Origin of the sequence: Sorangium sp. So ce176, assembly GCF_051519835.1 — a bacterium.
In the GTDB taxonomy this organism is placed as follows: domain Bacteria; phylum Myxococcota_A; class Polyangia; order Polyangiales; family Polyangiaceae; genus Sorangium; species Sorangium cellulosum_G.
The window spans coordinates 2,924,015-2,947,861 of sequence record NZ_CP150371.1 but is presented as its reverse complement, the minus strand read 5'-3'; the positions used below and the strand labels follow the sequence as shown (position 1 = coordinate 2,947,861).

15 protein-coding genes are annotated in these 23,847 nt (G+C 72.7%); 12 read left to right on the top strand and 3 right to left on the bottom strand.

Translation table 11 applies throughout. The annotated features are described in order from the left end of the window. The first annotated feature begins 128 nt into the window (after positions 1 to 128). The 5 genes from WMF42_RS11310 (at position 129) to WMF42_RS11290 (ending at position 7,184) form a co-directional block, all read left to right on the top strand. Positions 129 to 458 carry a hypothetical protein gene (locus WMF42_RS11310; protein WP_437691904.1) on the top strand — a complete coding sequence of 110 codons (330 nt, stop codon included), beginning with the start codon at positions 129 to 131 and terminating at the stop codon, positions 456 to 458. A 220-nt stretch (positions 459 to 678) separates the two neighbouring features. Beyond that, the gene (locus WMF42_RS11305; protein WP_437691903.1) at positions 679 to 1,932 is read left to right on the top strand and encodes a TolC family protein; all 1,254 of its coding nucleotides are present in this window, start codon (positions 679 to 681) and stop codon (positions 1,930 to 1,932) included. Then, a complete protein-coding gene (locus WMF42_RS11300) occupies positions 1,929 to 3,284 on the top strand; it encodes an efflux RND transporter periplasmic adaptor subunit (RefSeq protein WP_437691902.1) in 1,356 nt (451 codons plus the stop codon). Before WMF42_RS11305 ends, WMF42_RS11300 begins: the two co-directional genes overlap by 4 nt. 14 nt (positions 3,285 to 3,298) lie before the next feature. Beyond that, positions 3,299 to 6,514 carry an efflux RND transporter permease subunit gene (locus WMF42_RS11295; RefSeq protein WP_061607434.1) on the top strand — a complete coding sequence of 1,072 codons (3,216 nt, stop codon included), beginning with the start codon at positions 3,299 to 3,301 and terminating at the stop codon, positions 6,512 to 6,514. A gap of 58 nt (positions 6,515 to 6,572) precedes the next feature. Next, positions 6,573 to 7,184, top strand: a complete 612-nt coding sequence (locus tag WMF42_RS11290) for a methyltransferase family protein (protein ID WP_061607433.1) — start codon at positions 6,573 to 6,575, stop codon at positions 7,182 to 7,184. Between the two features lie 46 nt (positions 7,185 to 7,230). Here WMF42_RS11290 and tsaA read toward each other — a convergent pair whose 3' ends face one another. The 3 genes from tsaA to treY all read right to left on the bottom strand — a co-directional run bounded on the left by tsaA (position 7,231) and on the right by treY (position 13,183). Further along, positions 7,231 to 8,040 (bottom strand): tRNA (N6-threonylcarbamoyladenosine(37)-N6)-methyltransferase TrmO, encoded by an 810-nt coding sequence (tsaA, locus tag WMF42_RS11285; RefSeq protein WP_061607432.1) that lies wholly within the window; start codon positions 8,038 to 8,040, stop codon positions 7,231 to 7,233. Between the two features lie 90 nt (positions 8,041 to 8,130). Next, a complete protein-coding gene (treZ, locus tag WMF42_RS11280; RefSeq protein ID WP_437691901.1) occupies positions 8,131 to 9,960 on the bottom strand; it encodes a malto-oligosyltrehalose trehalohydrolase in 1,830 nt (609 codons plus the stop codon). Position 9,961: 1 nt separating this feature from the next. Beyond that, positions 9,962 to 13,183 (bottom strand): malto-oligosyltrehalose synthase, encoded by a 3,222-nt coding sequence (treY, locus tag WMF42_RS11275; protein ID WP_437691900.1) that lies wholly within the window; start codon positions 13,181 to 13,183, stop codon positions 9,962 to 9,964. Positions 13,184 to 13,532: 349 nt separating this feature from the next. Between treY and WMF42_RS11270 the strand changes: the two genes are divergently transcribed. The 7 genes from WMF42_RS11270 to sbnB all read left to right on the top strand — a co-directional run bounded on the left by WMF42_RS11270 (position 13,533) and on the right by sbnB (position 23,813). Next, positions 13,533 to 15,083, top strand: coding sequence for a RecQ family ATP-dependent DNA helicase (locus tag WMF42_RS11270; protein WP_233561325.1), 1,551 nt, complete (start codon positions 13,533 to 13,535; stop codon positions 15,081 to 15,083). 239 nt (positions 15,084 to 15,322) lie between these two features. Further along, the gene (locus tag WMF42_RS11265; RefSeq protein ID WP_061607429.1) at positions 15,323 to 16,384 is read left to right on the top strand and encodes a sigma 54-interacting transcriptional regulator; all 1,062 of its coding nucleotides are present in this window, start codon (positions 15,323 to 15,325) and stop codon (positions 16,382 to 16,384) included. A gap of 118 nt (positions 16,385 to 16,502) precedes the next feature. After that, positions 16,503 to 18,476, top strand: a complete 1,974-nt coding sequence (locus WMF42_RS11260) for a carbamoyltransferase C-terminal domain-containing protein (RefSeq protein WP_437691899.1) — start codon at positions 16,503 to 16,505, stop codon at positions 18,474 to 18,476. 63 nt (positions 18,477 to 18,539) lie between these two features. Next, a complete protein-coding gene (locus WMF42_RS11255; protein WP_155798259.1) occupies positions 18,540 to 19,802 on the top strand; it encodes an acyl-CoA dehydrogenase family protein in 1,263 nt (420 codons plus the stop codon). Next, on the top strand, positions 19,796 to 21,799 hold the full coding sequence (locus WMF42_RS11250) for a carbamoyltransferase family protein (RefSeq protein ID WP_437691898.1): 2,004 nt from the start codon (positions 19,796 to 19,798) through the stop codon (positions 21,797 to 21,799). The genes WMF42_RS11255 and WMF42_RS11250 overlap by 7 nt, the downstream gene beginning before the upstream one ends. 43 nt (positions 21,800 to 21,842) lie before the next feature. Next, a complete protein-coding gene (gene sbnA, locus WMF42_RS11245) occupies positions 21,843 to 22,808 on the top strand; it encodes a 2,3-diaminopropionate biosynthesis protein SbnA (RefSeq protein WP_437691897.1) in 966 nt (321 codons plus the stop codon). A 3-nt stretch (positions 22,809 to 22,811) separates the two neighbouring features. Continuing rightward, complete coding sequence (gene sbnB, locus WMF42_RS11240; protein WP_061607425.1) at positions 22,812 to 23,813, top strand: 2,3-diaminopropionate biosynthesis protein SbnB; 1,002 nt, start codon at positions 22,812 to 22,814, stop codon at positions 23,811 to 23,813. The last annotated feature ends 34 nt before the right edge of the window (positions 23,814 to 23,847 follow it).

The following is a 23,847-nucleotide window of genomic DNA, read 5'->3' as shown; positions in this document are numbered from 1 at the left end:
GCGGGGACGTGGCCGCGCGCTTCCGCCTTGACGCCCCGCCGAGGGGCGCCCCATCCTTGGCGGGCATGCTCCGCGTCCGGCACGCGCACCGACGGCGTGGCCCGCTCCTCCGCTGGCTCGGCGCGGTCTTGTCGGTCCTGCTCGTCATCGGCCTGCTCGGCCAGGGCCACACGTTCCAGACGCTCGGCATCGCCGTCGCCTGCACGCACCCGGCGGCCCCCGCCCTCGCGGACGCAGACGAAAACGGCGGGCGCGACGACGGCTCGCACAGCGACTGCCCTCCCGACTGCCACGATTGCGCCTGCGGTCATGTGCCCATGACGCTGCCGCTCGTCGAGCCGCCCCTGCTGTGCGTGCTGCTCGCCGCCTTCGAGCTCGATCAGCTCGCGCCGCCGGAGACGCCGGGGCGCGCCGCGCTCGACCGCCTCGAGAGACCGCCCCGCCGGCCGCGCGCCTGAGGCCCCACGTCAGGGGAGGCGCACCGCGCCGGAACGCGCGTGCCGCCCGTCGCGTGCATCGCGTGGTCCGCGCGCTCGCCGCGCCGCGCTCCGTGGAGCGCGCGCAGGGCGCGGCGCGCGCGCGAACCACGCGCAGCGCGGCGAAGGCCCCTCGCCTCTCCTGACGACCGGGATCATCGCGGCTCTTGCACGAGCGCTGTGCGCTCGGGGTTGCCCGGCCATGTCTGTCTCGTTTGCGCGTGCTCTGTCCACCATCGCTCCGCTGCTCGTCCTCTCCGCCCTCGCCCGCCCCGGCCCGGCCCTCGCCGCCGAGCCGCCGCTCACCCGCGCCCGGGTGATCGAGCTGGCCCGCGCCTCGCCCGCCTCGCGCGTCGCCGCGGCCGAGGTCGCGGTGGCGCGCGCCGCCGCGGGCGCGTCCGGCGCGCTGTCGCTCGAGAACCCGGTCCTCGCCGGCGCGGGCGGCGTCCGCTTCAACCCCGACGGGAGCCGGCCGGCAGCGGCCATGGCGTCGCTCTCGTGGCCCGTCGACCTCGGCGGCCAGCGCGGGGCCCGCGTCGACGCCGCGGAGGCCGAGGTGCGCGCCGCGGAGAGCGCCGCCGAGGACGGCCGGCGCGGCCTGGTGCTCGCGGCGCTGCTCCAGCACGCCCTGGTGATCCGGGACGAGCGGCACGTCGAGCTCGCGCGGGCGCGGCGCGCGCTGGGCGATCGGCTCCTCGCCGCGGCGGAGCGGCGGCGCAAGGCGGGCGAGGCGCCGGAGGTCGACGTCGCCGTGGCGTCGCTGCAGCGCAGCCGCGACGCGGCGGCCGAGGCGGCCGCGCAGGGCGCGCGCGACGCGGATCTGGCGGCGCTGCGGGTCCTGCTGGGGCTGCTCGCCACCGCCGAGCCGGGGCGCCGCCTCGAGGGGCCGCTCGTCCCTCCGGAAGAGCCGCCGCCGCTCGCGGCGCTCCTCGAGGGGCTCGCGCAGCGCACCGACATGCGCGCCGCCGCGGCGTCGCTCGACGCGGCCCGGGCGAGGTCGGCGCGCGAGCAGGCCGCCCGGTGGCCCACGGTCACCGTCACCGCCCAGTACGAGCGCGACGACGGCGCCAACATCGGGACGCTCGGGCTCGCCGTGCCGCTGCCCCTCCTCAACGCGAACCGGTCCGGCGCGGCGACGGCGGCCGCCGAGGTGGACGTCGCCGCGGCCCGGAGCGACGCGGCGCGCGCGGCCGCGGCCGGGAAGATCCAGGAGCTCCACGCGCGCTACCAGGCGACGCGGCGGGCGCTCGAGGCCCTGACCCCGGCGGCCGCCCTGAGCGAGAAGGCCGCCGCGCTCGCCGCGCGCGGCTACGAGCTCGGCGAGAACGACCTGCCGAGCGTCCTGCTCGTGCGCCGCGAGGCGCTCGAGACGCAGGCGGCGCTGCTCGACGCGGAGCACGCCCACGCGGCCGCCAAGCTCGAGCTGCTCGTCGCCGCAGGGAGGATGCCCCGATGAGCACCGACACTGGAAAATTCGAGCTTACGCGGAAGCGCGTTGCGGCGCTGGCTGTCGGGGCGCTCGCGCTCGTCGGCGCCGCCGTGGGGGCCACCGTGCTCGTCGAGCACCGCCTTCACGGGCACGGCGCCGGGGCCGCGCACGGCGCGGGGGAGGCGCACGACCACGCCCACGGCGAGGAAGAGCACGACCACGGGGAGCACCAAGGGCACGACAACGGGGACACCACGGATCGCCCGCATGGTGCGCACGACGACCACGCGCACGACGACCACGCGCACGGCGGCGAGGACGAGCACGCGGGGGGGAAGCTCAGGCTCTCGCCGGCGATGATCGAGAACGCCGGGATCGAGCTCCTGACCGCCGGGCCGGGCAAGGTAGCGGTCACCCTGCGGCTGCCCGGCGAGATCGCGCTCAACGCGGAGGGCGTCGCGCACGTGACGCCGCGCGTGCCCGGCGCGGCGCGGGAGGTGAAGAAGCAGCTCGGCGACGCGGTGAAGAAGGGCGACCTGCTCGCGGTGCTCGACAGCCGCGAGCTGGCCGAGCTGCAGCGGGAGCTGCTCGCGGCGAAGGAGCGGCTCACCCTCGCGGAGGCGAGCTACGCGCGGCAGGAGGCGCTCTGGAAGGAGCAGATCTCGGCCGAGAAGGAGTACCTCGCGGCGAAGCAGGCGGTCGCGGAGGCCCGGATCGAGCACCGGAGCGCGGTCCAGAAGCTCGGCGCCGCCGCGGGCGCCGGCGGCGGCAAGGCCGGCGGGTACGCGCTGATCGCGCCGATCGACGGGACCATCATCGAGAAGCACATCGCTGTCGGGGAGGTGCTCAAGGAGGACACGCAGGTGTTCGTTATCGCGGACCTGTCCACTGTCTGGGTCAACGTGACCGTGTACGCGAAGGATCTCCACCGCGTGCGTGTCGGCCAGGCCGCGTGGGTCACGGCCGAAGGGACCCGGGCGGCCGCGCGGGGGACGGTGACGTACCTCGGGCACGTGCTCGACGAGGGGAACCGCTCGGCGAGCGCCCGGGTCGAGCTCCGCGAGCCCGACAAGGGCTTCCGGCCAGGGCTGTTCGCGACAGTGGACGTGAGCGTCGAGGAGGTGGACGCGCCGGTTGTCGTCGCCGACGAGGCGATCCAGCGCGTCGACGGCAAGGAGGTCGTCTTCGTCCAGGAGGGCGACGCCTTCGAGGCGCGGCCCGTGAAGCTCGGGCGCCGGGGGGCCGCGGACCCCGCCGGGCAGGGCGCGCCCGTCGTGGAGATCGCGGCGGGCATGTCGGCGGGCGACCGCTACGTGGGCAAGAACAGCTTCGTCCTGAAGGCAGAGCTCGGCAAGCCCGAGGGCGGCCACGCGCACTGAGGCGCCGAACGACAATGCTCACCCTGCTCTCGCGCCTCCTCGCCTTCTCTGTCCGGCACCGCTTCCTCGTCGTCGCGCTCACGCTCGCGGCGGGGGCGCTCGGCGCCTACAACTTCACCCGCCTGCCGATCGACGCGGTCCCGGACATCACCAACGTCCAGGTGCAGATCAACACGCAGGTGCAGGCGCTCTCGCCCGTCGAGGTCGAGCGCCGCGTCACCTTCCCGGTCGAGCACGCGATGGGCGGGCTCCCGCGCGTCGAGGAGGTCCGCTCCCTGTCGCGCTACGGCCTCTCGCAGGTCACGGTGGTCTTCGAGGACGGCACCGACATCTACTGGGCCCGGCAGCTCGTCGCCGAGCGGCTCGCCGCCGCGCGGGAGAGCCTGCCCGAGGGCCTCGGCGCGCCGCAGCTCGGCCCGATCGCGACGGGGCTCGGCGAGATCTACATGTGGACCGTCGAGGCGGCGCCCGACGCGCGGCGGCCCGACGGCGCGCCGTACGATCTGACCGACCTGCGCACGCTCCAGGACTGGGTCGTCCGGCCCCAGCTCCGGACGGTGCAGGGCGTGACGGAGGTCAACTCCATCGGCGGGTACGAGCGGCTCTACCAGATCGCGCCCGACCCGGCGAAGCTCGTCGGCTACGGGCTGTCGTTCCGCGACGTGCTCGACGCCGTCGCGGCGAACAACGCGAACGCGGGCGGCGGCTACATCGAGCACCGGGGCGAGCAGTACCTCATCCGCACGACGGGCCTGATCGAGGGCGACGACGACCTGCGGGGCATCGTCGTGGGCCACCACGGCGGCGCGCCGATCCGCGTCGAGGACGTCGCCGAGGTCGTCGTCGGCCGGGAGCTGCGCACGGGCGCCGCCACCGAGGACGGCGAGGAGGCGGTGATCGGCACCGCGATCATGCTGCTCGGCGAGAACAGCCGCGCCGTGTCGCGCCGGGTCGACGAGCAGATGGCGACGATCAACCGGTCGCTGCCCCCGGGCGTCTCGGTCAAGACGATCTACGACCGCACCTACCTCGTCGAGGCGACGCTGAGCACCGTGCGCAGCAGCCTGCTCGAGGGCGCCGCGCTCGTCGTGGTGGTGCTGTTCCTGCTGCTCGGCAACTTCCGGGCGGCGCTCATCGCCGCGCTCGCGATCCCGTTCTCGATGCTGATCGCCGTCACCGGCATGGTCGAGGGCAAGATCAGCGGCAACCTGATGAGCCTCGGGGCCATCGACTTCGGCCTCATCGTCGACGGGTCCGTGATCATCGTCGAGAACTGCGTGCGGCGCTTCGCCGAGGAGCAGCGCCGGCTCGGGCGGACGCTCACGCGCGATGAGCGGGTCGCGCTCGCCTACGAGGCGTCGCAGGAGGTCCGCAAGGCGACGATCTTCGGCGAGATCATCATCGCGATCGTGTACCTGCCGATCCTGACGCTCACCGGGATCGAGGGGAAGATGTTCCGCCCCATGGCGCAGACCGTCGTGCTCGCGCTCGCGGCCGCCACGATCCTGTCGATGACGTTCATCCCCGCGCTCGTGGCGCTGCTCCTCACGGGCAAGGTGTCCGAGCGGGAGAGCGCCGTCTTCGGCTGGGCGAGGCGCGGCTACGAGCGCGCGCTCCGCTGGGCGCTCGCCAACCGGCCCGCCGTCCTCGGCGCCGCGGGCGTCGCGCTCGCGGCCTCGGGGCTCGTCGCGGCGCGCCTCGGCAGCGAGTTCGCGCCGAAGCTGAGCGAGGGGGCGCTGGCGCTCCAGCCGGCGCGGATCCCGTCGATCAGCCTGACCACGAGCGTCGCGATGCAGGCGCAGCTCGAGCGCGTCCTCAGGGCGCGGTTCCCGGACGAGATCGAGCACATCTTCGCCCGCACCGGGACGGCCGAGGTCGCGACCGACCCGATGGGCCCGAACGTCTCCGACACGTACCTGATGCTCAGGCCGCGGAGCGCGTGGACGAAGGCGAAGACGCAGGAGGAGCTCGCCGAGGCCATCGAGCAGGTGCTCCGCGAGGTGCCGGGGCAGAGCTACGAGTTCAGCCAGCCGATCGAGCTGCGCTTCAACGAGCTGATCAGCGGCGTGCGCAGCGACGTCGCGGTGAAGATCTTCGGCGACGACCTCGACGTGATGCTCCGGGAGGCGCGGCGCGTGGGGGCGATCCTCGCGCGGACGCCGGGGGCGGCCGACGTCAAGGTGGAGCAGGTCACCGGGCTGCCCGTGCTCACGATCGACGTGGACCGGCCCGCGATCGCCCGCTACGGGCTCAACGTCGCCGACGTGCAGGGCGTCGTCGCGACAGCGATCGGCGGCGTGAGCGCGGGCGAGGTGGTCGAGGGGGACCGGCGGTTCGACATCGTCGTGCGCCTGCCCGACGCGGTCCGCCGCGACGTGGACGCGCTGGCGAAGCTGCCGATCCCGCTCCGCCCCGCGCCGGAGCGGCCCGGCGGGCCCACGACCCCGGCCGTCGCCGCCGCGGCGGGGCACCGCGCGGCGTTCGTGCCGCTCGAGGCGGTGGCGACGATCTCGCTCGAGGAGGGGCCGAACCAGGTGAGCCGCGAGGACGGGAAGCGCCGCGTCGTGGTCCAGTGCAACGTGCGCGGGCGGGACCTCGGCGGCTTCGTCGCCGACGCGCAGGCGCGGATCGACGCCGAGGTGAAGCTGCCCTCGGGCTACTGGCTGGCGTGGGGCGGCCAGTTCGAGAACCTTCTCGCGGCGCGGGAGCGCCTCGCGCTGGTGGTGCCCGTCGCGCTCGGGCTGATCTTCGGGCTGCTGTTCCTTTCGTTCGGCGCGATCAGGAACGCGGCGCTCATCTTCACGGGCGTCCCGCTCGCGCTGACCGGCGGGATCGCGGCCCTGTGGCTGCGGGGGCTCCCGATCTCGATCTCGGCGGCGATCGGGTTCATCGCCCTCTCGGGCGTCGCCGTGCTGAACGGGCTCGTGATGGTGACCTTCATCGAGAACCTGCGGCACGGCGGCGCCTCGCTCGACGACGCCGTGCTCGAAGGGTCGGTGTCGCGGCTCCGCCCGGTGCTGATGACGGCGCTCGTGGCCGCGCTCGGCTTCGTCCCGATGGCGCTCGCCACGGGCACCGGCTCCGAGGTGCAGCGCCCGCTGGCGACGGTCGTCATCGGCGGGGTGCTCTCGTCGACCCTGCTCACGCTGCTCGTGCTGCCGGTGCTCTACCGGCTGTTCCACCGGCAGGGCGAGCCGGCGCGAACGGAAGAAGAGGCGGCGAGCCCGTGAGCGCGCCGGTCCGAGGCGCGCTCCTGCACGGAAAACGGCCATGACAGAAGGAGGTTCGATGTCCCGTCCCTGGATTGCCCTGGTCCTGTTCCTCGTCTACTTCGCGCTCGCGTTCGGGTGGCGCTCGCTGCGGCAGCTCCGGGCGACAGGCTCCACCGGGTTCCGCGGCATCTCCGGCGCGCCCGGATCCATGGAGTGGACAGGCGGCGTGCTCTTCGTCTTCGCGCTCGCCCTCGCTGTGGTGGCCCCGATCGCCGAGCTCGCGGGGTGGGTCGCGCCGCTCGTCGAGCCCGGCGCGGCCGTGGTGGGGGTCGGGGTCGCGACGGTGCTCGCGGGGATCGCCGGCACGCTGTGGTCGCAGGCCGCGATGGGCGCGTCGTGGCGCATCGGCGTCGACGCGGCCGAGCGCACGCGCCTCGTGACGCGCGGGCCGTTCACGAGGGTCCGCAACCCCATCTTCAGCTTCATGGCGCTGACGGCCGCGGGGATGCTGCTCGTCGTGCCCGACGCGATCGCGCTCGCGTCGCTGCTCGCGCTCGTCGCCGCGATCGAGCTGCAGGTCCGCTTCGTGGAGGAGCCGTACCTGCTGCGCACGCACGGCGACAGCTACGCGGACTACTGCGCTCGCGTGGGGCGCTTCGTGCCAGGGCTCGGCCTCCTGGCCCGGTAGCGGCGCGGCGCGCCGCGCGCTCTCTCCGGGGCCCTGGCGGGCGGAGCTAGCCGCGGCCGAACCGCTCCACGAACTGCCGGTGCGCGGCGAGCTCGGGCGCCTCCCCGCCCCAGAGCTCCTTCTCCCGGTAGCCTGTCGACACGGACAGCACCTCGATCCGCCGCCCTTCGGCCCTGAACCGCACCCGCCACGAGGTCACGGCGAGGCGCATCGCGTCCCCGTCGGCGCGGATCCGCCGGTACGGGTGCGGCTGCGGGCCGAGCGCGAGCGCGCGGTCGACGCGCTCGCGCAGCGCGATCCCGTGCGCGGCGTCGAGCCACGCGGCCTGCTCGGCCGCCCGCTCGGTCCAGACCACCTCGAAGCCCGGCTCCGGGTCGGCCGGCGCCCCGGCGGGCGGCTCGCCCGCGAGCGGCGCGACCCAGCCGGTGCGCGCGTGCGGGTACGCGTCCGCGTACGGCACGTACGGCTTCAGATCGAGCACCGGGGTGCCGTCGATCATGTCCACCCCGCCGACGCGCAGCGAGAGCCCGTCCACGCCGAGGAGCTTGACAACGCTGAGGCCGATCGGATTCGGGCGGTGCGGCGAGCGCGTCGACAGCACGCCGCGCCGCTTGCCGGCGCTCCGCGGCGGCAGGACCTTCGGGCGCCAACCCTCGTTGAGGTGGAACCAGAAGACGACCCAGAGGTAGTCCCACCCCTCGATGTCGCAGAGCGCGTGCTCCAGCCCGCGGCCGGGCACGAGCTCGATCGTCCCCTCCGCGCCGGCCGCGGCGTGCGGCTGCCGCGGCGCGCTCACCCGATCGGGGAACGGCGTGCGCACAACGCCGATGGGCGTGAACGTGACCGGCTTCAGCATCACGGGAGCGACGTAATCGATGTGATCGGCGGGGTCGACGCGATCGGCCTTGTCGACCCGGCGCGCGCCCCCCCCGGCGCGCGGCCGGCGTCAGGAGCGCGGCACCTCGACGATCAGCGCCGCCGGGCCCTCGAACGCCGCCCGGCCGCGATCGAGCGGGACCCGCTGCGCCGCGCCGCCGAACCGCGGCTCCTCGCTGAACGCGAGCGCCCGCGCCTCCGGGCGGCCGAGGTCGACGTCGAGCGCGCCGCGCAGCGCGACAAGCGCGATCACCGTGGCCTCGCCGCCGCGGCGCTCGATGCGGACAGCGTCCGGCGAGATCGCCTCGGCCGAGAAGTCGCCGCGCCCGCGGCGCCGCAGCGCGGGGTGCGCGGCGCGGAGGCCGAGGAGCTCGCGGTACCACGCGAGCACGCCGGCGTGCTCCGGCCGCTGCCGCTCGCTCCAGTCGAGCTTCGAGCGCTGGAACGTCCGTGGATCCTGCGGGTCCGGGACCTCCGCGCCGCTGAACGACGTGAAGTACTGGAACTCGCGCCGGCGGCCCTCGGTCACGAGCCGGCCGAGCTCGGCGTCGTGATCGGTGAAGTACTGGAACGGCGTCCGCGCGTTCCACTCCTGCCCCATGAACAGGAGCGGCGTGTACGGCGTGATCAGGAGCAGCGCCGACATCGTCCGGAAGGCCGCCGGGCTCACCGCCGCGCCCAGCCGATCGCCGAGCGCGCGGTTGCCGATCTGGTCGTGGTTCTGGATGCAGTGCACGAAACACGGCGGCGGCACCGGCTCGGCCGGCGTCCCGCGCGGCTTGCCCGCGTGCTTCGAGACCTGCCCCTCGTAGAGCCACCCCTTGCGGATCGTCGCCGCGATGTCCTCCGCCGTGCCCCGGTGATCCTCGAAGTAGCCGTCGCGATCGCCGGCGAAGAGGACGCGGAGCTCGTGGTGGAAGTCGTCCGCCCACACGCCGTCGAGGCCGTGGCCGCCCTGCTCGGGGGGCGTCACGAGGCGCGTGTCGTTCAGGCTGTCCTCGGCGATCACGACGACGCGCCGGCCCCCGCCGGCCGCCCGCGCGCGCTCGGCGATCTCGCGGAGGATGTGCGGCGCTGTGTCGTCGAGGATGGCGTGGGTCGCGTCGAGGCGGAGGCCGTCGATGTGGAAGTCGCGGATCCACATCTCGGCGTTCGAGATCGCGAGCGCGCGCACCTGCTCGGCGCCCTCGCCGTCGTAGTTCACCGCGTCGCCCCACGGCGTCTTGTGGCGCTCGGTGAAGTAGCGCTTCGTGTAGGCGCGCAGGTAGTTCCCGTCGGGGCCGAAGTGGTTGTAGACGCAGTCGAGGATCACGCCGAGCCCGGCGGCGTGCGCCGCGTCGACAAGGCGGCGGAGGCCCTCCGGGCCGCCGTAGGCCGCGGACGGCGCGAAGAGATCGACGCCGTCGTACCCCCACCCGCGCTCGCCCGGGAAGCTCGCGACGGGCATGATCTCGATCGCCGTGATCCCGAGCTCCCGGAGCTCGGCGAGCCGCGGGATGAGCGCGTCGAACGTGCCCTCCTGGGTCGCCGTGCCGATGTGCACCTCGTAGAGGACGAGATCCTCGAGCGCGACGCCCTTCCACCCCGCGTCGGTCCACGCGAACGACGGGTCGTCGACAGCCGACGGGCCGTGCACGCCGAGCGGCTGCGCGCGCGCGTAAGGATCGGGGAACGGCCCGGCGCCGTCGATCCTCACCTTGTAGAGCGCGCCGGCGCCGAGGCCCGGCGCCGTGGCCTCGAAATAGCCGCCGCCGGTGGGGGCCGCCGGCAGCGCGCCGGTGACCTCCTCGCCGTCCTCGCCGTAGGTGACGATCTCGACGCGATCGTGCTCGGGCGCCCAGACGCGGAAGCGGACGGCGCCGCCCTCGATCCACGCGCCCATGGTGCGAATCGCTTTCATGTCACTGACCTCGCTGTGGCGCCCGCAGGAGCAGGGCGACCGGGAAATCGGAGAGCACGCGGTCGAGCAGGAGCGCCGCGCCGCCCTTCGGATCGGATGTCGGGGCCTCGTCGCGCGGCAAGGAAGCGGGCGCCGACGCCTCGATCTCGGCGCCGGTGAAGAGGTCCTTGTAGAGGCCGGGCTCCACGTCGACGGAGGTCCCCGCCCACACCTTGCCGACCGGCGGGGCGACGGCGCCGCCGAGCAGCCGCGCGCTGAACCGGGGCGCGATCACGACGAGCGAGCGCGCGTCCGACGCGTCCGCCTCGGCGCGGCGCGAGAAGGCGACGACGTGGGCCTCGCGCTCGCCGGTCACGGCGCGCGGCGCGTAGGCCCCCTCGGCGCCGAAGAGCGCCGGGTACCGCCGGCGCAGCTCGAGCGCGACGTGCGTGACGAAGAGCTTGATGCGGCCGTCGCGCGCCTGGGCGCAGAGCTCGCGCGCGAGCGCGACGTCCCCGCCGTTCCACCGCGCGCGGACGTCCGCGAGCGCCTCCTTGCGCGCCGCGTAGTCGACCACGCGGCGGTTGTCGGGGTCGACGAGGCTGAAGTCCCACACCTCGTTGCCCTGGTAGATGTCGGGCACGCCCGGCGACGTGAGCTTCAGGAGCGTCTGCGAGAGCGACCCCCACATGCCGTGGTACGCGACAACGCGCGCGAGCGGCAGGAGCGCGCCGATCACGTCCGCGGACGCGATCGCCTTGCGCACGAACGCCTCGACGGCGGCGTCGTACTCGGGCTGCGCGTCGATCCACGACGTGTTGACCTTCGCCTCCTTCGTGGCCTTGCGCATGTAGTCGACGATGCGGCCCGCGTAGGCCTCGAGCGCGTCGCCCTCGGGCGCGCGCGGCCCGTGCGGCTCGTCAGACAAGCCGAGCAGCGGCTCGATCGGCAGGCTCCCGAGGAGCGTCTGGTAGAAGAGGTACTCCTCGTTGCTGTCCGGCGCGACGCGCCCCTCGATCTCGGCCTTGAGCGGCGCGGCCGCGGCGGCCGCGCGGTGGAGCGCCTCCTCCCAGGCCGACGGCAGCTCCGAGAGCACGCTGATGCGCGCCCGCACGTCCTCGCTGCGCTTCGTGTCGTGCGTCGACGTGGCGAGCATCGAGCAGGGCCACGTCCTGTGCCGCTGCACGTTGCCGCGGTGGAACGCGAGGACGCTCGCGCCGTAGCGCTCGGGCTCGCCCCCGACCTCGTTCAGCGAGACGAGCCGGTTGTAGATGTAGAACGACGTGTCCTCGAGCCCCTTGGCCATCACCGGCCCGGTGAGCTGCTGGAACTTCATCACGAAGTCGCAGAAGAGGTGCCGGTCCTCGTCGCGGTAGAGGTCCGTGCTGTCGAGCATCAGCACCGAGCGCACGAACGTGAAGATCGAGGCCTCCATCGTCGGGTTGCGCCGGCGCGCGAGGGCGACGGCGCGGCCGATCGCGAGCCGGTCGTGATCGGAGATCGCCGGCGTCCGCTCGTTGACGTACGTGCGGTACACGGGGAAGCACGCGATCACCTCGCGCAGCGCCTCGTTGAGCGAGCCGAGGGTGAAGTCGCGGAAGCGGCGATCGCGCTCGGTGAGCCGGTTCAGGGCGTGGGTGAGCACGTTGAGCTCGCTCGCGAGCGCCGTCCGGAGGATCACCTTCTTCTTCTCGTAGACGAGCGTCTCGAAGTCGATCCGGTCGCCGAGGAACCGCTCGTAGATCGAGGTCATCGCCGCCTCGCTCGACGAATCGACGAAGAGCTCGCCCACGGCCGCGGTGAAGTCGTACCCGCTCGTCCCGTGGATGGGCCAGGCCTCGGGCAGCGTCTCGCCGCGGGCGAGGATCTTCTCGCCGACGACGTACATCGGCCGCGCGAGCCGCGAGCCGCGCCCTTCGGCGCTCGCCCGCTCCGAGAGCGCCGCGCGGAGCGCCGGCTCCAGCCGGGCGAAGCGGGCGCCGGCCGAGGCGCGGCGGCGCGGGTCCTGGGAGCTCCGCGGCTCCGGCTCGCTCGCGGCCTCGGCGAGGAAGCGGCGGCGGCAGCGCTCGATCAGGTAGCCCTGCTGCAGGTCCTCGAAGTAGCCGATCGGATCCCAGAGGCCGTCGGGGTGGTCGATGCGCAGCCCCGTGACCTGGCCCCGCTCGCAGAGCTCGAAGACGAGCCGGTGCGCCTCGGTGAACACCGGCCGGTGCTCCATCCGGATCGCCGCGAGGTTGTTGATGTCGAAGAACCGGCGGTAGTTGATCTCCTCGGCGGCGGTGCGCCAGAAGCTCAGCCTGTAGGCCTGCTCCTCGATCAGCGCCTCGAGCGCGTCGAAGCTCCGCGGGTCGCCGACCTTGCCGTTGATGCGCTCGACCCCGTCCGCCACCGCGGCCGCGACCTCCGGTGAGTCCGCCACGAGCGTCGCGAGCCGCCGCTTGAGGACCTCCTTCTCGCGCCGCCGCTCGATCACCTTGACGCGCTGCGTCTCGGTCCGCGGCGGCAGGTTGCGGAGCCCGGTCAGGATGCTCTGCAGCTCGAGGAGCGCGTCGTGCTCCTCGCCGAGCGCCGCGGTGAGCCCGGGCACCATCGGCCCGATGACCATCCCGTACGTCCGCGGGTTCACCGGGAACACGTGGTCGAAGTAGCGGAGGACGAAGGCGCCGTTCTCGAAGGTGATCTTGAGCTCGCCGCGCTCGAGGACGCGCCCGTAGTGATCGCCGAGCACGGGGAGCAGCACCATGTTCCTGAGCTCCGTCTTGAGCGGCGCCCAGTCGATGTCGAAGAACGCCGCGTGGAGCGAGCTCGGGCCGTTCTCGAGGACGTCGTTCCACCAGAGGTTGTCGGCGTTGCCGACCCCCATGTGGTTGGGCACGAAGTCGAGCAGGAGGCCCATGCCGTGCTCCGCGAGCTCGCCCGTGAGCCGGTCGAGGTCGCCGCGGTCGCCGATGGCGGCGTTCAGCGTGTTGTGATCGACGAGGTCGTAGCCGTGCAGGCTGTCGGGGGGCGCCTTGAAGAACGGCGAGGTGTAGAGATCGCTGACGCCGAGCGCGTCGAGGTAAGCCACGATGCTGCGCGCCTGCTCGAAGGTGAAGTCCTTGTTGAGCTGCACGCGGTACGTCGCGCGCGGCAGCCGGGGCGCCACGCCCTCGCACGCCGCCTCGACGAGGCGCGCCACCATCGCCTGCTGCGCGGCGCCGTCTGCCTGGCTGCTCCTCTTCTGATCATCCGACGCTTCCGTCATTCGTCGTGTGCCTCCGTGGCAGAATCTACTTCAAACGAGGCTCCGTGAAGGGGGGGATTTGCCAGAATCGCCGCGAGCGCCGATCGCGCCAAATCGGCATACGAAGGGAGAACCTGAGGCGCATAGGGAACCGCAGCAGACGCGCGCGCGGCGCCGCCCGGACACGCGCTGAGCGCCTGGAGGTCGCCACCGACATTGAATCCGGTTTGCCAGCGCAGGGCGCCGGCGGGAGTGTGGCTTTTCGTCTCGATGGATACCATGACTGGCCACGGCGGAGCCCCGCTGAGAGGCCGCGAGTTCCAGCGCGCGAGCATGGCGCGCCCGGCGTGTGCGCGCCATGCTCGCGCGCATGGAACAACGGCGGAGCGCGCCGAGCTGGCAGGAGATCCGGCAGATGGCGCGCGAGCGGTTCGGCGTGAAGACCTTCCGGCCGGGCCAGCGTGAGCTCATCGAGGCGGTGCTCGCCGGGCGAGACGCCCTGGGGCTCCTTCCGACGGGAGCGGGCAAGTCGCTCTGCTATCAGCTCCCGGCGCTGCTCCTGCCCGGACCGGCCGTGGTCGTCTCACCGCTGATCTCGCTGATGCAAGATCAGCAAGAGAAGCTGGCAGAGGCGGACATCCCCGCCGCGAAGCTCAACTCCACGCTGAGCGCGACGGAGGAGCGGGAGACCGTCGACGGGATACGGCACGGCGATCTCCCGCTCATCTACGTGACGCCCGAGCGGCTCGAGAACCCGGAGTACCTCGATCTCCTCCGGCGGTCGGGCGTGTCGCTCTTCGTTGTCGACGAGGCGCACTGCGTCTCGCAGTGGGGCCACGACTTCCGCCCTGCGTACCTCGGCCTCCGCGACGCTGTCGCCGCCCTCGGCCGGCCGCCCGTGCTGGCGCTCACGGCGACCGCCACGCCCGAGGTGGCGAACGACGTCGTGGAGCAGCTCGGCATGCGGGCCGCCGCGGTGGTGAACACCGGCATCGACCGGCCGCAGCTCGCGCTGGAGGTGATCCGCACCCCGAACGAGGAGCGGAAGCGCGAGCGCCTCGCGCGCCTCCTCGAGGAGGAGAGCGGCGTCGGCATCGCGTACGCGGCGACGGTCCGGATCGCGAACGATCTCCACCGCTGGCTCGAGGGGCGCGGCGTGCCCGCGGGCCGGTACACCGGGCAGATGCGCGCGAAGGAGCGGGAGGAGACGCAGCAGCGGTTCATGAACGACGAGTACCGCATCATCGTGGCCACGAAGGCGTTCGGCCTCGGCATCGACAAGCCCGATATCCGGTTCGTCGTGCACTACAACTTCCCCGACTCGCTGGAGAGCTATTACCAGGAGGCCGGCCGCGCCGGGCGCGACGGCCGCCCGGCGCGGGGGATCCTGCTCTACCGCGTGGAGGACCGGCGCATCCAGGCGTTCTTCCTGGGCGGCAAGTACCCGCGCCCCGACGAGAGCTACCGCGTCTACGAGACCATCGGCCGCCTCGAGGCGCAGCGGGCCGACGGCAAGCGGCGGGCCGGCATCCCGGTGAAGGCCCTGGCGGAGGTCGCGGACCTGCCCGAGCGCAAGGTGAAGGTCGTGGTCGCGCTGCTCGAGGCCGCGGGGATCATCGACAGGAGCCGCGGCGTGCGCCGGCTGCGCGACTTCGCCGACGAAGCGGAGCTCGACGCGTTCCTGAAGGCCTACGAGGAGCGGCGGGCGGGCGACCGCGAGCGCCTCGAGGCGGTGATGCGTTACGCCGAGAGCCCGGCGTGCCGGATGGCCGTGATGAAGGCGTACTTCGAGGACACCGAGGCGCCTTCAGGGAACGGCGGCGCGGCCGTGGAGGCCTGCGGCCGCTGCGACAACTGCCGCCACACGGAGGACTCGAACCGCGCCGTCGTCGACCGCCTGACGGCCGCGGCGCTGCCCTGAGCGCCCGGCCGCCGCGGCGCGCCACGAGGCGCCGACGGAGGGCGCTCTCCTTCATCTCCTCCATCTCCTCTTCATTTATTTCATCTCCTCTGAACTGCTCTCCATCCTCCCGCCAACGGCACTGTCCGGCGGGCGGCCAATGGCGTTCGGCGTTCTCCGTTATGTTCGCATCGGCTCCGTCCGTGCGGGCGGAGCGGGCAATAGCAGCGTTCGCCATCAAAGAAGCAGGAGATAGAGGGATGACCAGCTCTTGGAGATTCGTCGCGCACTCGGAGGCTCGGCGCAGAGCCCTGGAGTTCGCGAAGCAGGCCGCGGCCGCGGACTGCTCGGTCTTGATCGTCGGGCCGACCGGGGCGGGGAAAGACATCCTCGCGCGCGACATCCACCAGCACAGCAGGCGCTCGAAGCACCGGCTCATCACGGTCAACTGCGCCGCCCTGACGCAGACGCTGTTCGAGAGCGAGCTGTTCGGACACGTGCGCGGGGCCTACACGGGGGCGACCGCCTCGAAGCGCGGATTCGCGGAGCTCGCCTCCGGCGGCAGCCTGTTCCTCGACGAGATCGGGGAGCTGCCGATGGAGGCGCAGGCGAAGCTCCTGCGCTTCCTCGCGGACGGGTCGTTCTGGCCCGTGGGCGGCAGCGAGGAGCGGAGCGCGGACGTCCGCATCCTCGCCGCCACGAACCGGGACCTCGCGGCCGGGCTCGACGCGACGTTCCGGACCGACCTTTTCTTCCGGCTCAGCGTGTTCACGATCGTCGTGCCCCCGCCGAGCCCGGACGATCTGCGCACGCTCGCGCGGGTGCTCGCCCTGGAGATGAGCGAGCGCTACCGCGCGCCGCTGCCCGCGCGCGAGGTGAGCGCCGTCGGCGAGCTCGCGAGCAGCGGGGTGTACAGGGGCAACGTCCGCGAGCTCCGCAACGCCGTCGAGCGGTACTTCCTCGTGCGAGACCCGGCGCGGACCCCCGAGGAGAACTGGACGGCCGCGTGCGGGCTCGACCTGCTCGCCCAGCAGCTCGCGCCCGCGCCGGACGCCGCGGCGGCTCCCCAGCTCCACCTGCGAGGGATCGAGAAGCTCGACGACCTGCTGTTCCTCAAATGCGCCAGGGAGACGAGGAGCGCGCGCGAGCTGTCACGGCGGATCAATCGGTCGCTGCCGTACGTGTACAGCCGCCTCGCAAAGCTCGGCATCAAGCCGAAGGACCTTCAATGCACCGAGAGCCTCGAGCGCACCTCGGCGAAGGTCCGCGCGTCGCTCGCCCCCTATCGGTCCTCGTTTCTTCAGCTTCTTAAAGAAGCTTAACAAATAGATCACTCCCTCCCGGCGCCGCCGCCGGAACGACCGCATCGCTCGATGGAACGGCCGTTGCGATAGGGCGGTCAGGACGGCGAACGTCCCAACCGAAAGGATGGAGGAGCGCATGCTGACTCTGGGCCTCGCAGGGGGCTTGGACCCTGTCTACGACTGCCGTTACGACGCGCCGCAGTACTTCACGTACGACGCGGCGGCCGTGCTGGTCGAGGACGGGCAGGTCGTGGCCGCGGTCGAGGAAGAGCGGCTGAACCGCGTTCGCCGGACGAACAAGTTCCCGTTCGACGCGCTGCGGGCCTGCCTGAGGCAGCGGGGCGTCGCGCTCGGGGACGTGGACCGGATCGCCTATTATTCGGGCGAGGAGACGGCCAATTTCCTCGTCGGCCGCCTGCGCGCGGCGTTCCCCGAGCTCGCCGGCATCCCGGACGCGCGCGGGCTCCTCCGGGCCGCCATCCAGCGGGAGATGCTGTGTGAGATCGATCCGGAGCGGATCGTCTTCGTGCCGCACCTGCTGACGCACGCGGTGAGCGCCATCGCGATGTCGGGCTTCGAGCAGGCGCTCGTTCACGTCATCGACAACGAGGGCGGGGTCTTCACCGGGACGTCGGCCGGGGGGAGCCGGTCGTGCCTCACGCAGCTCGCGGCCTTCTCACCGCAGAAATCGCTCGGGGAGCTGTGCCATCGCACGATCCGCGCGCTCGGTTACAGCCCCTTCGAGGAGGCGGAGGCGATGGAGCTCGCCCCGCACGGCGACCCGGCCGCGCTCCGCGCCGCCATGCGCGGCGTGTACAGGCTGCTGCCGGACGGCGATTACGAGCTCGCGTTCCAGAGCCTCCCGGCCGTGCTCGCGAAGGCGCCGGGCAGGCTGCGCGGCGAGCCGGTGGAGCAGGCGCACAAGGACGTGATCGCGGCGCTGGAGGAGGCGATCTCCGAGATCGTGCTGCACGTGCTGCGGCACCACCGCACGAGGAGCGGCGTCCGGCGGCTGTGCCTTGCCGGCGGGGGCGCGCAGATCTGCGCCGTCAACTCCCGGGTCCTCGCGAGCGGCCTGTTCGATGAGGTGTTCGTCCAGCCCGCGGCGCACGACGCCGGGTGCGCCCTCGGGGCCGCGCTCTACGCGGGCGACGCTCCGCCGCGCCGCGCGCCGCTCGATCACGTGAGCTGGGGGACGGACCTCGGCACCGCCGACGCGGTGGTCCCCGCCCTCCGCCGCTGGGGCGCGCTCGTGACAGCGGAGCGCCCCGCGGCGCCGGCCCGGAGCGCCGCCGAGCTCATCGCCGGGGGCGCCGCGGTCGGGTGGGCGAACGGCCGCTCGGAGATGGGGCTCGTCGCGCTCGGGCGCCGCGTGATCGTCGCGGATCCGCGGGACGGGCGGCAGCGGGGGGCGCTGAACGAGATGAAGCGGCGCGCGCCGCACCGGCCGCTGTCGGTCGCGATGCTCGCGGAGGACGCCGCCGAGTGCCTGATGCTGCCGTGTCCGCCCGACCAGCTCCGCTGGAAGAGCTTCGCCCTGCGCGCCCGGCGCGAGCGCGGCGCGGCGCTGGCCGCGGCGCTGCACGCGGACGGCACGGTCCGGGCGCAGGTGGTGCGGAAGGAGGCGGATCCGAGGCTGTTCGCGCTGCTCGGCGCGTTCAAGGAGATCTCCGGGGTCGGCGCGCTGCTCGTGACGTCGCTCGACAACGGCGCGGAGCCGCCCGCCGAGACGGTCGACGATATCGTCGCGCTGCTCCTCACGAGCGGCCTCGAGGTCGCCTTCGTTGACGACGTGCTCGTCCGCAAGCAGCCCGCGTCGGTCGAGGAGAGGCTCGGCCTGGCCGTCGACGTCCCGCGCTCGACCCAGGTGTGCCGCACGCGCGGGTGGCACGACGGCGCGCGCGCGGGCGACGCCTGGGAGCTGCGGACGAGCTACGACCGCGCGCTCCGCCGCAAGATCTCCGGACCGGCGTACGACGCGCTGGTGAAGGCCGACGGCAGGCGCCCGGCGGCGGCGCTCCTCGACGGCGCGGGGGCCGACGTCGCGGGCGAGCTCTGGGCTCTCTGGACAGAGCGCCTCGTCCGGCTCGCGCCTGCCGAGCGCGCATGAGGGGGCCCGCCGGACGGGGCGGACACGCGGGCGTGGGACACGACGGACGCAAGGAGAAGAGCCGTGAGCTCGAATGACATGACCATGAGCGCTGGACGCAAGGCGCGCCTCAGGATCGACCTCGCGGGGCAAACGCAGCTCGCGGCCGACGCCCTGAAGAAGGCGCTCGCAGAGCGGGATCTCCCGGCCTTTTACCGGGTGTTCCGGTCGACGGATCTGCCGTTCCTGGGGCTCGTTTACGAGGGGGACGCGGCCGGGCTGTTCCGCGCGTGCGCGCACGTGCTGCACCGGCTCGGCGGCATCTCGCCGGCAGTCGCGCTCGCGGTGGAGAACCACTTCTATGTGAGCTCCGCGATCGCCACCTTCCCCATCGGCGATGACGAGCGGCTCGACGCGCGGCGGCGCGCGCTGCTCTCCGAGATCGTCGAGGGGCGCCGGCTCGTGGCCAACACGAACTCGCGGGTTCACGGGGACCGCGTGGGCGCGGTGGGCACGAGGGCCCGGAAGGTCGCCGGGGGCCACGTGGTGAGCGGCGCCGCGTCGTACACGTCCCTCGCGACCGAGGGAGATCTCCTCATCTTCACGACAGCGCTCGAGGAGGGCTTCCCCGCTGTCTTCATGACGCGCCCGCGGGGCAACCCGGCGGTGGAGATCGGCCCGTACCTGTTCCCGGACGCGATGATCGACTCCGACACGCGAAAGATCGTGTTTCACGATCTCTTCGTCCCGGACGAGGACTTGCTGCTCGGCGGCCAGGGGCCGGAGGTGATGCAGCTCCTCCTGTTCGAGATGGTGTGGCACCAGGCGCTGATCCCGGCGCTGTACCTGGGCGCCGCGGCCCAGGCGATCGAGGAGTCGCGCCGGTTCTTGCGCGCGGTCCGCGCCCGGGAGGGCGCGCCGCTCGCCGAGCTGGACGGCATGATCGTCGACGTCGGTCGCCTGGTGATCCGCTACCGCGCCGCGTGCGCGGCGGTCCGCGAGGCGGGCGAGGCGATGGGCGCGATCCGCGGCGCGCGCGACCGCGCCGAGCGGCTCCCGCGGCTCTACGAGCTCGCCGGGGCGGCGAAGTACACAGGCACGCGGTGCGCCGAGGAGATCGTCGCCGCGGCGCGCGGCGTCGTCGGCGCGCGCGCGTTCGCGGGCGACAACGTCCTCGAGCGCCTGTCCAAGGAGGTCGTCTTCGGTCCGCTCGGGCCGGAGGTGAACGCCGTCATCGAGCGCGCCCACGGGCGGCGAGCGCTCGGAGAGGGCGAGTTCGACGGCGCGGCGTCGTCGCCGTGGCTCGATGGCGCGATGAGCGCGAGCGGCAAGGAGGAATCATGCTGACGCTGGGGCTTTCTGGCGGGTTGAGCTTCGCCCACGAGGAGATGTACGACATCCCGCAGAGCTTCACGCACGACGGCGCGGCGATGCTCGTCGACGACGGGGAGATCGTCGCGGGGATCGAGGAGGAGCGGCTCAACCGCATCAAGCACTCCAACAAGTTCCCGATCGAGGCGACGCGCTTCTGCCTCGCCCGGCGCGGGGTGAGCATCGATGACGTCGACCGGATCGCGTTCTACGCGAGCGAGGAGTACTGCAACGCGCTCCTCGGGCGGGTGCGGCTCCTGACCGGGGGCGCGCTGCCGCGGATCGACGCGCGCACGCTGCTCGCGGCGAAGCTCGGCCAGGGGCTGGGGCGCCCGATCGCCCGCGACAAGATCGTGTTCGTCCCGCACCACCAGGCGCACGCGGCGAGCACCTACCTGCTGTCCGGCTACGACGACAGCCTCATCGTGGCCATCGACGGTTCGGGAGACTTCCTGTCAGGGCTCGTGGCCGTGGGCTCGGGCGACAGGATCGACGTGCTCTCGACGATCCCGGAGTCGAAGTCGCTCGGGAACTTCTACGTCTCGGTGATATCGCTCCTCGGCTACGGGGTCTTCGACGAGTACAAGGTGATGGGCCTCGCGCCCTACGGCGATCCCGCGACGTTCCGCGCGCAGATGAGCGCGCTCTACACGCTGCTGCCGGACGGCGATTACGAGGTCCACCGCGACCGCGTGGGCGCGCTCGCGCAGGTGATCGAGGTGCGCAGGAAGGGAGGGCCCTTCACCCAGCAGCACCGGGACGTCGCGGCGTCGCTGCAGGAGACGCTGGAGACGATCGTGCTGCACGTGCTCCGCCACCTGCGCGAGGCGACGGGCAAGACGCGGCTGTGCCTGGCCGGCGGCGTCGCGCACAACTGCACGATGAACGGGAAGATCCTGTATTCCGGGATGTTCGAGCGGGTCTTCGTACAACCGGCGGCGCACGACGCCGGCTGCGCGCTCGGGGCCGCGCTGCACGTGACCCTGGCCGAAGGGGCGTTGAAGACGCGGCGGCGGCTCGAGCACGTGTCCTGGGGCAGCGACGTGGGCGGCGAGGCGGAGATCGACAGCGAGCTCTCCGGCTGGTCCCGCTTCGTGCGCCACGAGCGCGCCGCGGATCTGCCGGCGCGCGTCGCCGACGTCATCGCCGCCGGGGCCGCGGTCGGCTGGGCGCAGGGAGGATCCGAGTTCGGCCCGCGCGCGCTCGGCCAGCGGAGCATCCTGGCCGACCCGAGGCCGGCCGCGAACAAGGACCTCGTCAACGCGATGGTCAAGAAGCGCGAGGCGTACAGGCCGTTCGCCCCCGCCGTCCTCGCGGAGGACGCGCGCGAGTACTTCGAGCTCCCGCCCGGAGAGGACGAGTTCCCGTTCATGATCTTCGTCATGAAGGTCCGTGAGGACAAGCGGGACGTCCTCGGGGCGACGACGCACGTGGACGGCACGGCCCGCGTCCAGACGGTGTCGGAGCGGTCGAGCCCGCGGTTCTGGAGCCTCCTCAAGGCGTTCAAGGACAGGACGGGCGTGCCGGTGCTGCTCAACACCTCGTTCAACAACAACGTGGAGCCGATCGTCGACTCGGCGCACGACGTGGTGACGAGCTTCTTGACGACGGGGCTGCATTACCTCGCGATCGGCGACTTCTTCGTCGAGAAGCGGCCGTGGACGTGGGAGGACCTCGCGACGCTCGCGCTCGAGATCCCGAGGCACGTCCGCGTGGACCAGATCCGCCGCTTCGTGGCGATGGATCGCGCAGCCACGGTGTTCGAGCTGCGGAACACGTACGACGCCGGGACGCGCGTGGGCGTGTCGCCCGACGTGGGCGAGGCGCTGGTGCGCGCGGACGGCGCGCGCTCGATCGGCGAGCTGCTCGGCGAGGCGGGGGCGGGCGATCCCGCGCGCATGCAGAAGGCGGTCCTGGAGATCGAGGGGCTCTGGTCGCAGCGGCTCGTCTGCCTGCGGCCGCGGGCGGCCTAGCGCCTCATCGCCTGTCCATTGTCTTCAGGGTGGTAAAGCTTGCATGCTCAACGAACAGCAACTCCTCGCGCGCGCGGCGGCGCTCGCCAGCATGCTCCGCGGCACGCCTGTCGTGCGGCTCGATCACGAGCACCTCGAGCTCTTCGTCAAGCTCGAGTACTGCAACGCGGTCGGGAGCATCAAGGACCGCCCCGCGCTCTGGATCCTCAAGAAGGCGATCGAGCGCGGCGAGGTCGGCCCCGGGACGACGGTGGTGGAGTCGTCCTCGGGCAACTTCGCGATCGCGCTCGCCGCGTACTCGCAGCTCCTCGGGCTCGACTGCATCCCCGTGATCGACCCCCACATCTCCGCGGTGAACGAGCACGTGCTCCGCTCGCTCTGCGCGCGGGTCGTGAAGGTCGAGGAGGAGGACGACTCGGGGGGATTCCTCAAGACGAGGCTCGATCGCGTGCAGTCGCTCTGCGCCGCGCTCCCGCGCTCGTACTGGCCGAACCAGTACAAGAACCCCGACGGGATGATGGCCCACTTCCACACGACGGGCCGGGAGATCTGCGATGCGTTTCAGGAGCTCGACTTCGCGTTCGTCGCCGTGAGCTCGGCGGGGACGATCGCGGGGCTGTCGCGGCGGCTGAAGGAGCATTTCCGGGGGATCAAGATCATCGCGGTGGACGCCGAAGGATCGGTGATCTTCGGCGGCCCGCCGCGGCCCCGGCGCATCCCGGGGATCGGCGCGGGGATCGTGCCGGACCTGCTCCGGGAGGCGCTGATCGATGATGTCGTGATCGTGCCGGAGGTCGAGTCGATCGCCGCGTGCCGGACCCTCCTCGATCGCCATCGGCTGCTCGTCGGCGGCTCGACAGGGACCGTCTACGCGGCGATCCAGCGGTATTTCAGCCGCGCGAGCGGCCTCACGAGGCCGAAGGTCCTGTTCCTCTGCGCCGATCGCGGCGTGCCTTATCTGGACACCGTTTACAACCCCGCGTGGGCGTCGCGTTACGCCGAGGGATGAGCGATGCGCTTTGGTGTGGTCTCTGGCAGTGTGATTCGACGCCTCATCGAGGATAGCCCCGAGGAGTGCGTCAAGGCGGTCGAGGACGTGTACCTCGCGGGCCACCGGGGCGAGGTGGTCTGTCCCAACAGCTATTTCCTCCGCTTCCCCGACCGGCCGGACGCGCGGATCATCGCGCTCCCGGCCCACCTCGGCGGCGGTGAGCCCGTATCGGGGATCAAGTGGATCGCCAGCTATCCGGCGAACATCCGGCAAGGCGTCCCGCGGGCGTCGGCGGTGATCGTCCTGAACCGCGCGGACAACGGGTATCCGTTCGCGTGCCTCGAGGGGTCGATCATCTCGGCGGCGCGCACAGCGGCCTCCGCGGTCTCCGCCGCGGCGGCGCTCTCCGGGGGGCGGCGCGCGGGCGCGCTGGGCATCGTCGGGACGGGGCTCATCGCCAGGTACGTTGTCTCGTTCCTGTCGCGCCTCGGCTGGGAGATCCCGGAGGTGCTGCTGTTCGACACGAACCCCGCCGAGCCCGAGCGGTTCCTGGACGGCGCGTTCGATCCGGCCTGGCGCCGCCGTGTCCGGGTGGCGAAGGACCTGGAGACCGTGGTGCGGCAAAGCGATCTCCTTGTGTTCACGACCTCGGCCGGCGCGCCGCACGTCCACGATCCGAGCTGGTTCTCGCACGCGCCGGTCGTTCTGCACCTGTCGCTCCGCGACCTGTCGCCCAGCATCGTCCTCTCGTCGTTCAACGTGGTGGACAGCGTCGAGCACGTGATGAGCGCCGGGACGTCGCTCCACCTCGCAGAGCAGGAGTCCGGCCGGCGCGACTTCGTGACGGGGACGCTGGCCGAGGTGCTCCTCGGCCAGCGCGCGGTGCCGCGGACGAAGCCCATCGTGTTCTCGCCGTTCGGGATGGGGACGCTCGACCTCGCCGTGGCGAGGTGGGTTTACGCGCGCGCCGAGTCGGCGGGCGACGTTGTGTGGATCGACGACTTCTTCGACATGACGCGCTGACGCCGGGCGGGCCCTCGCAGAGCGCGGCGGAGCG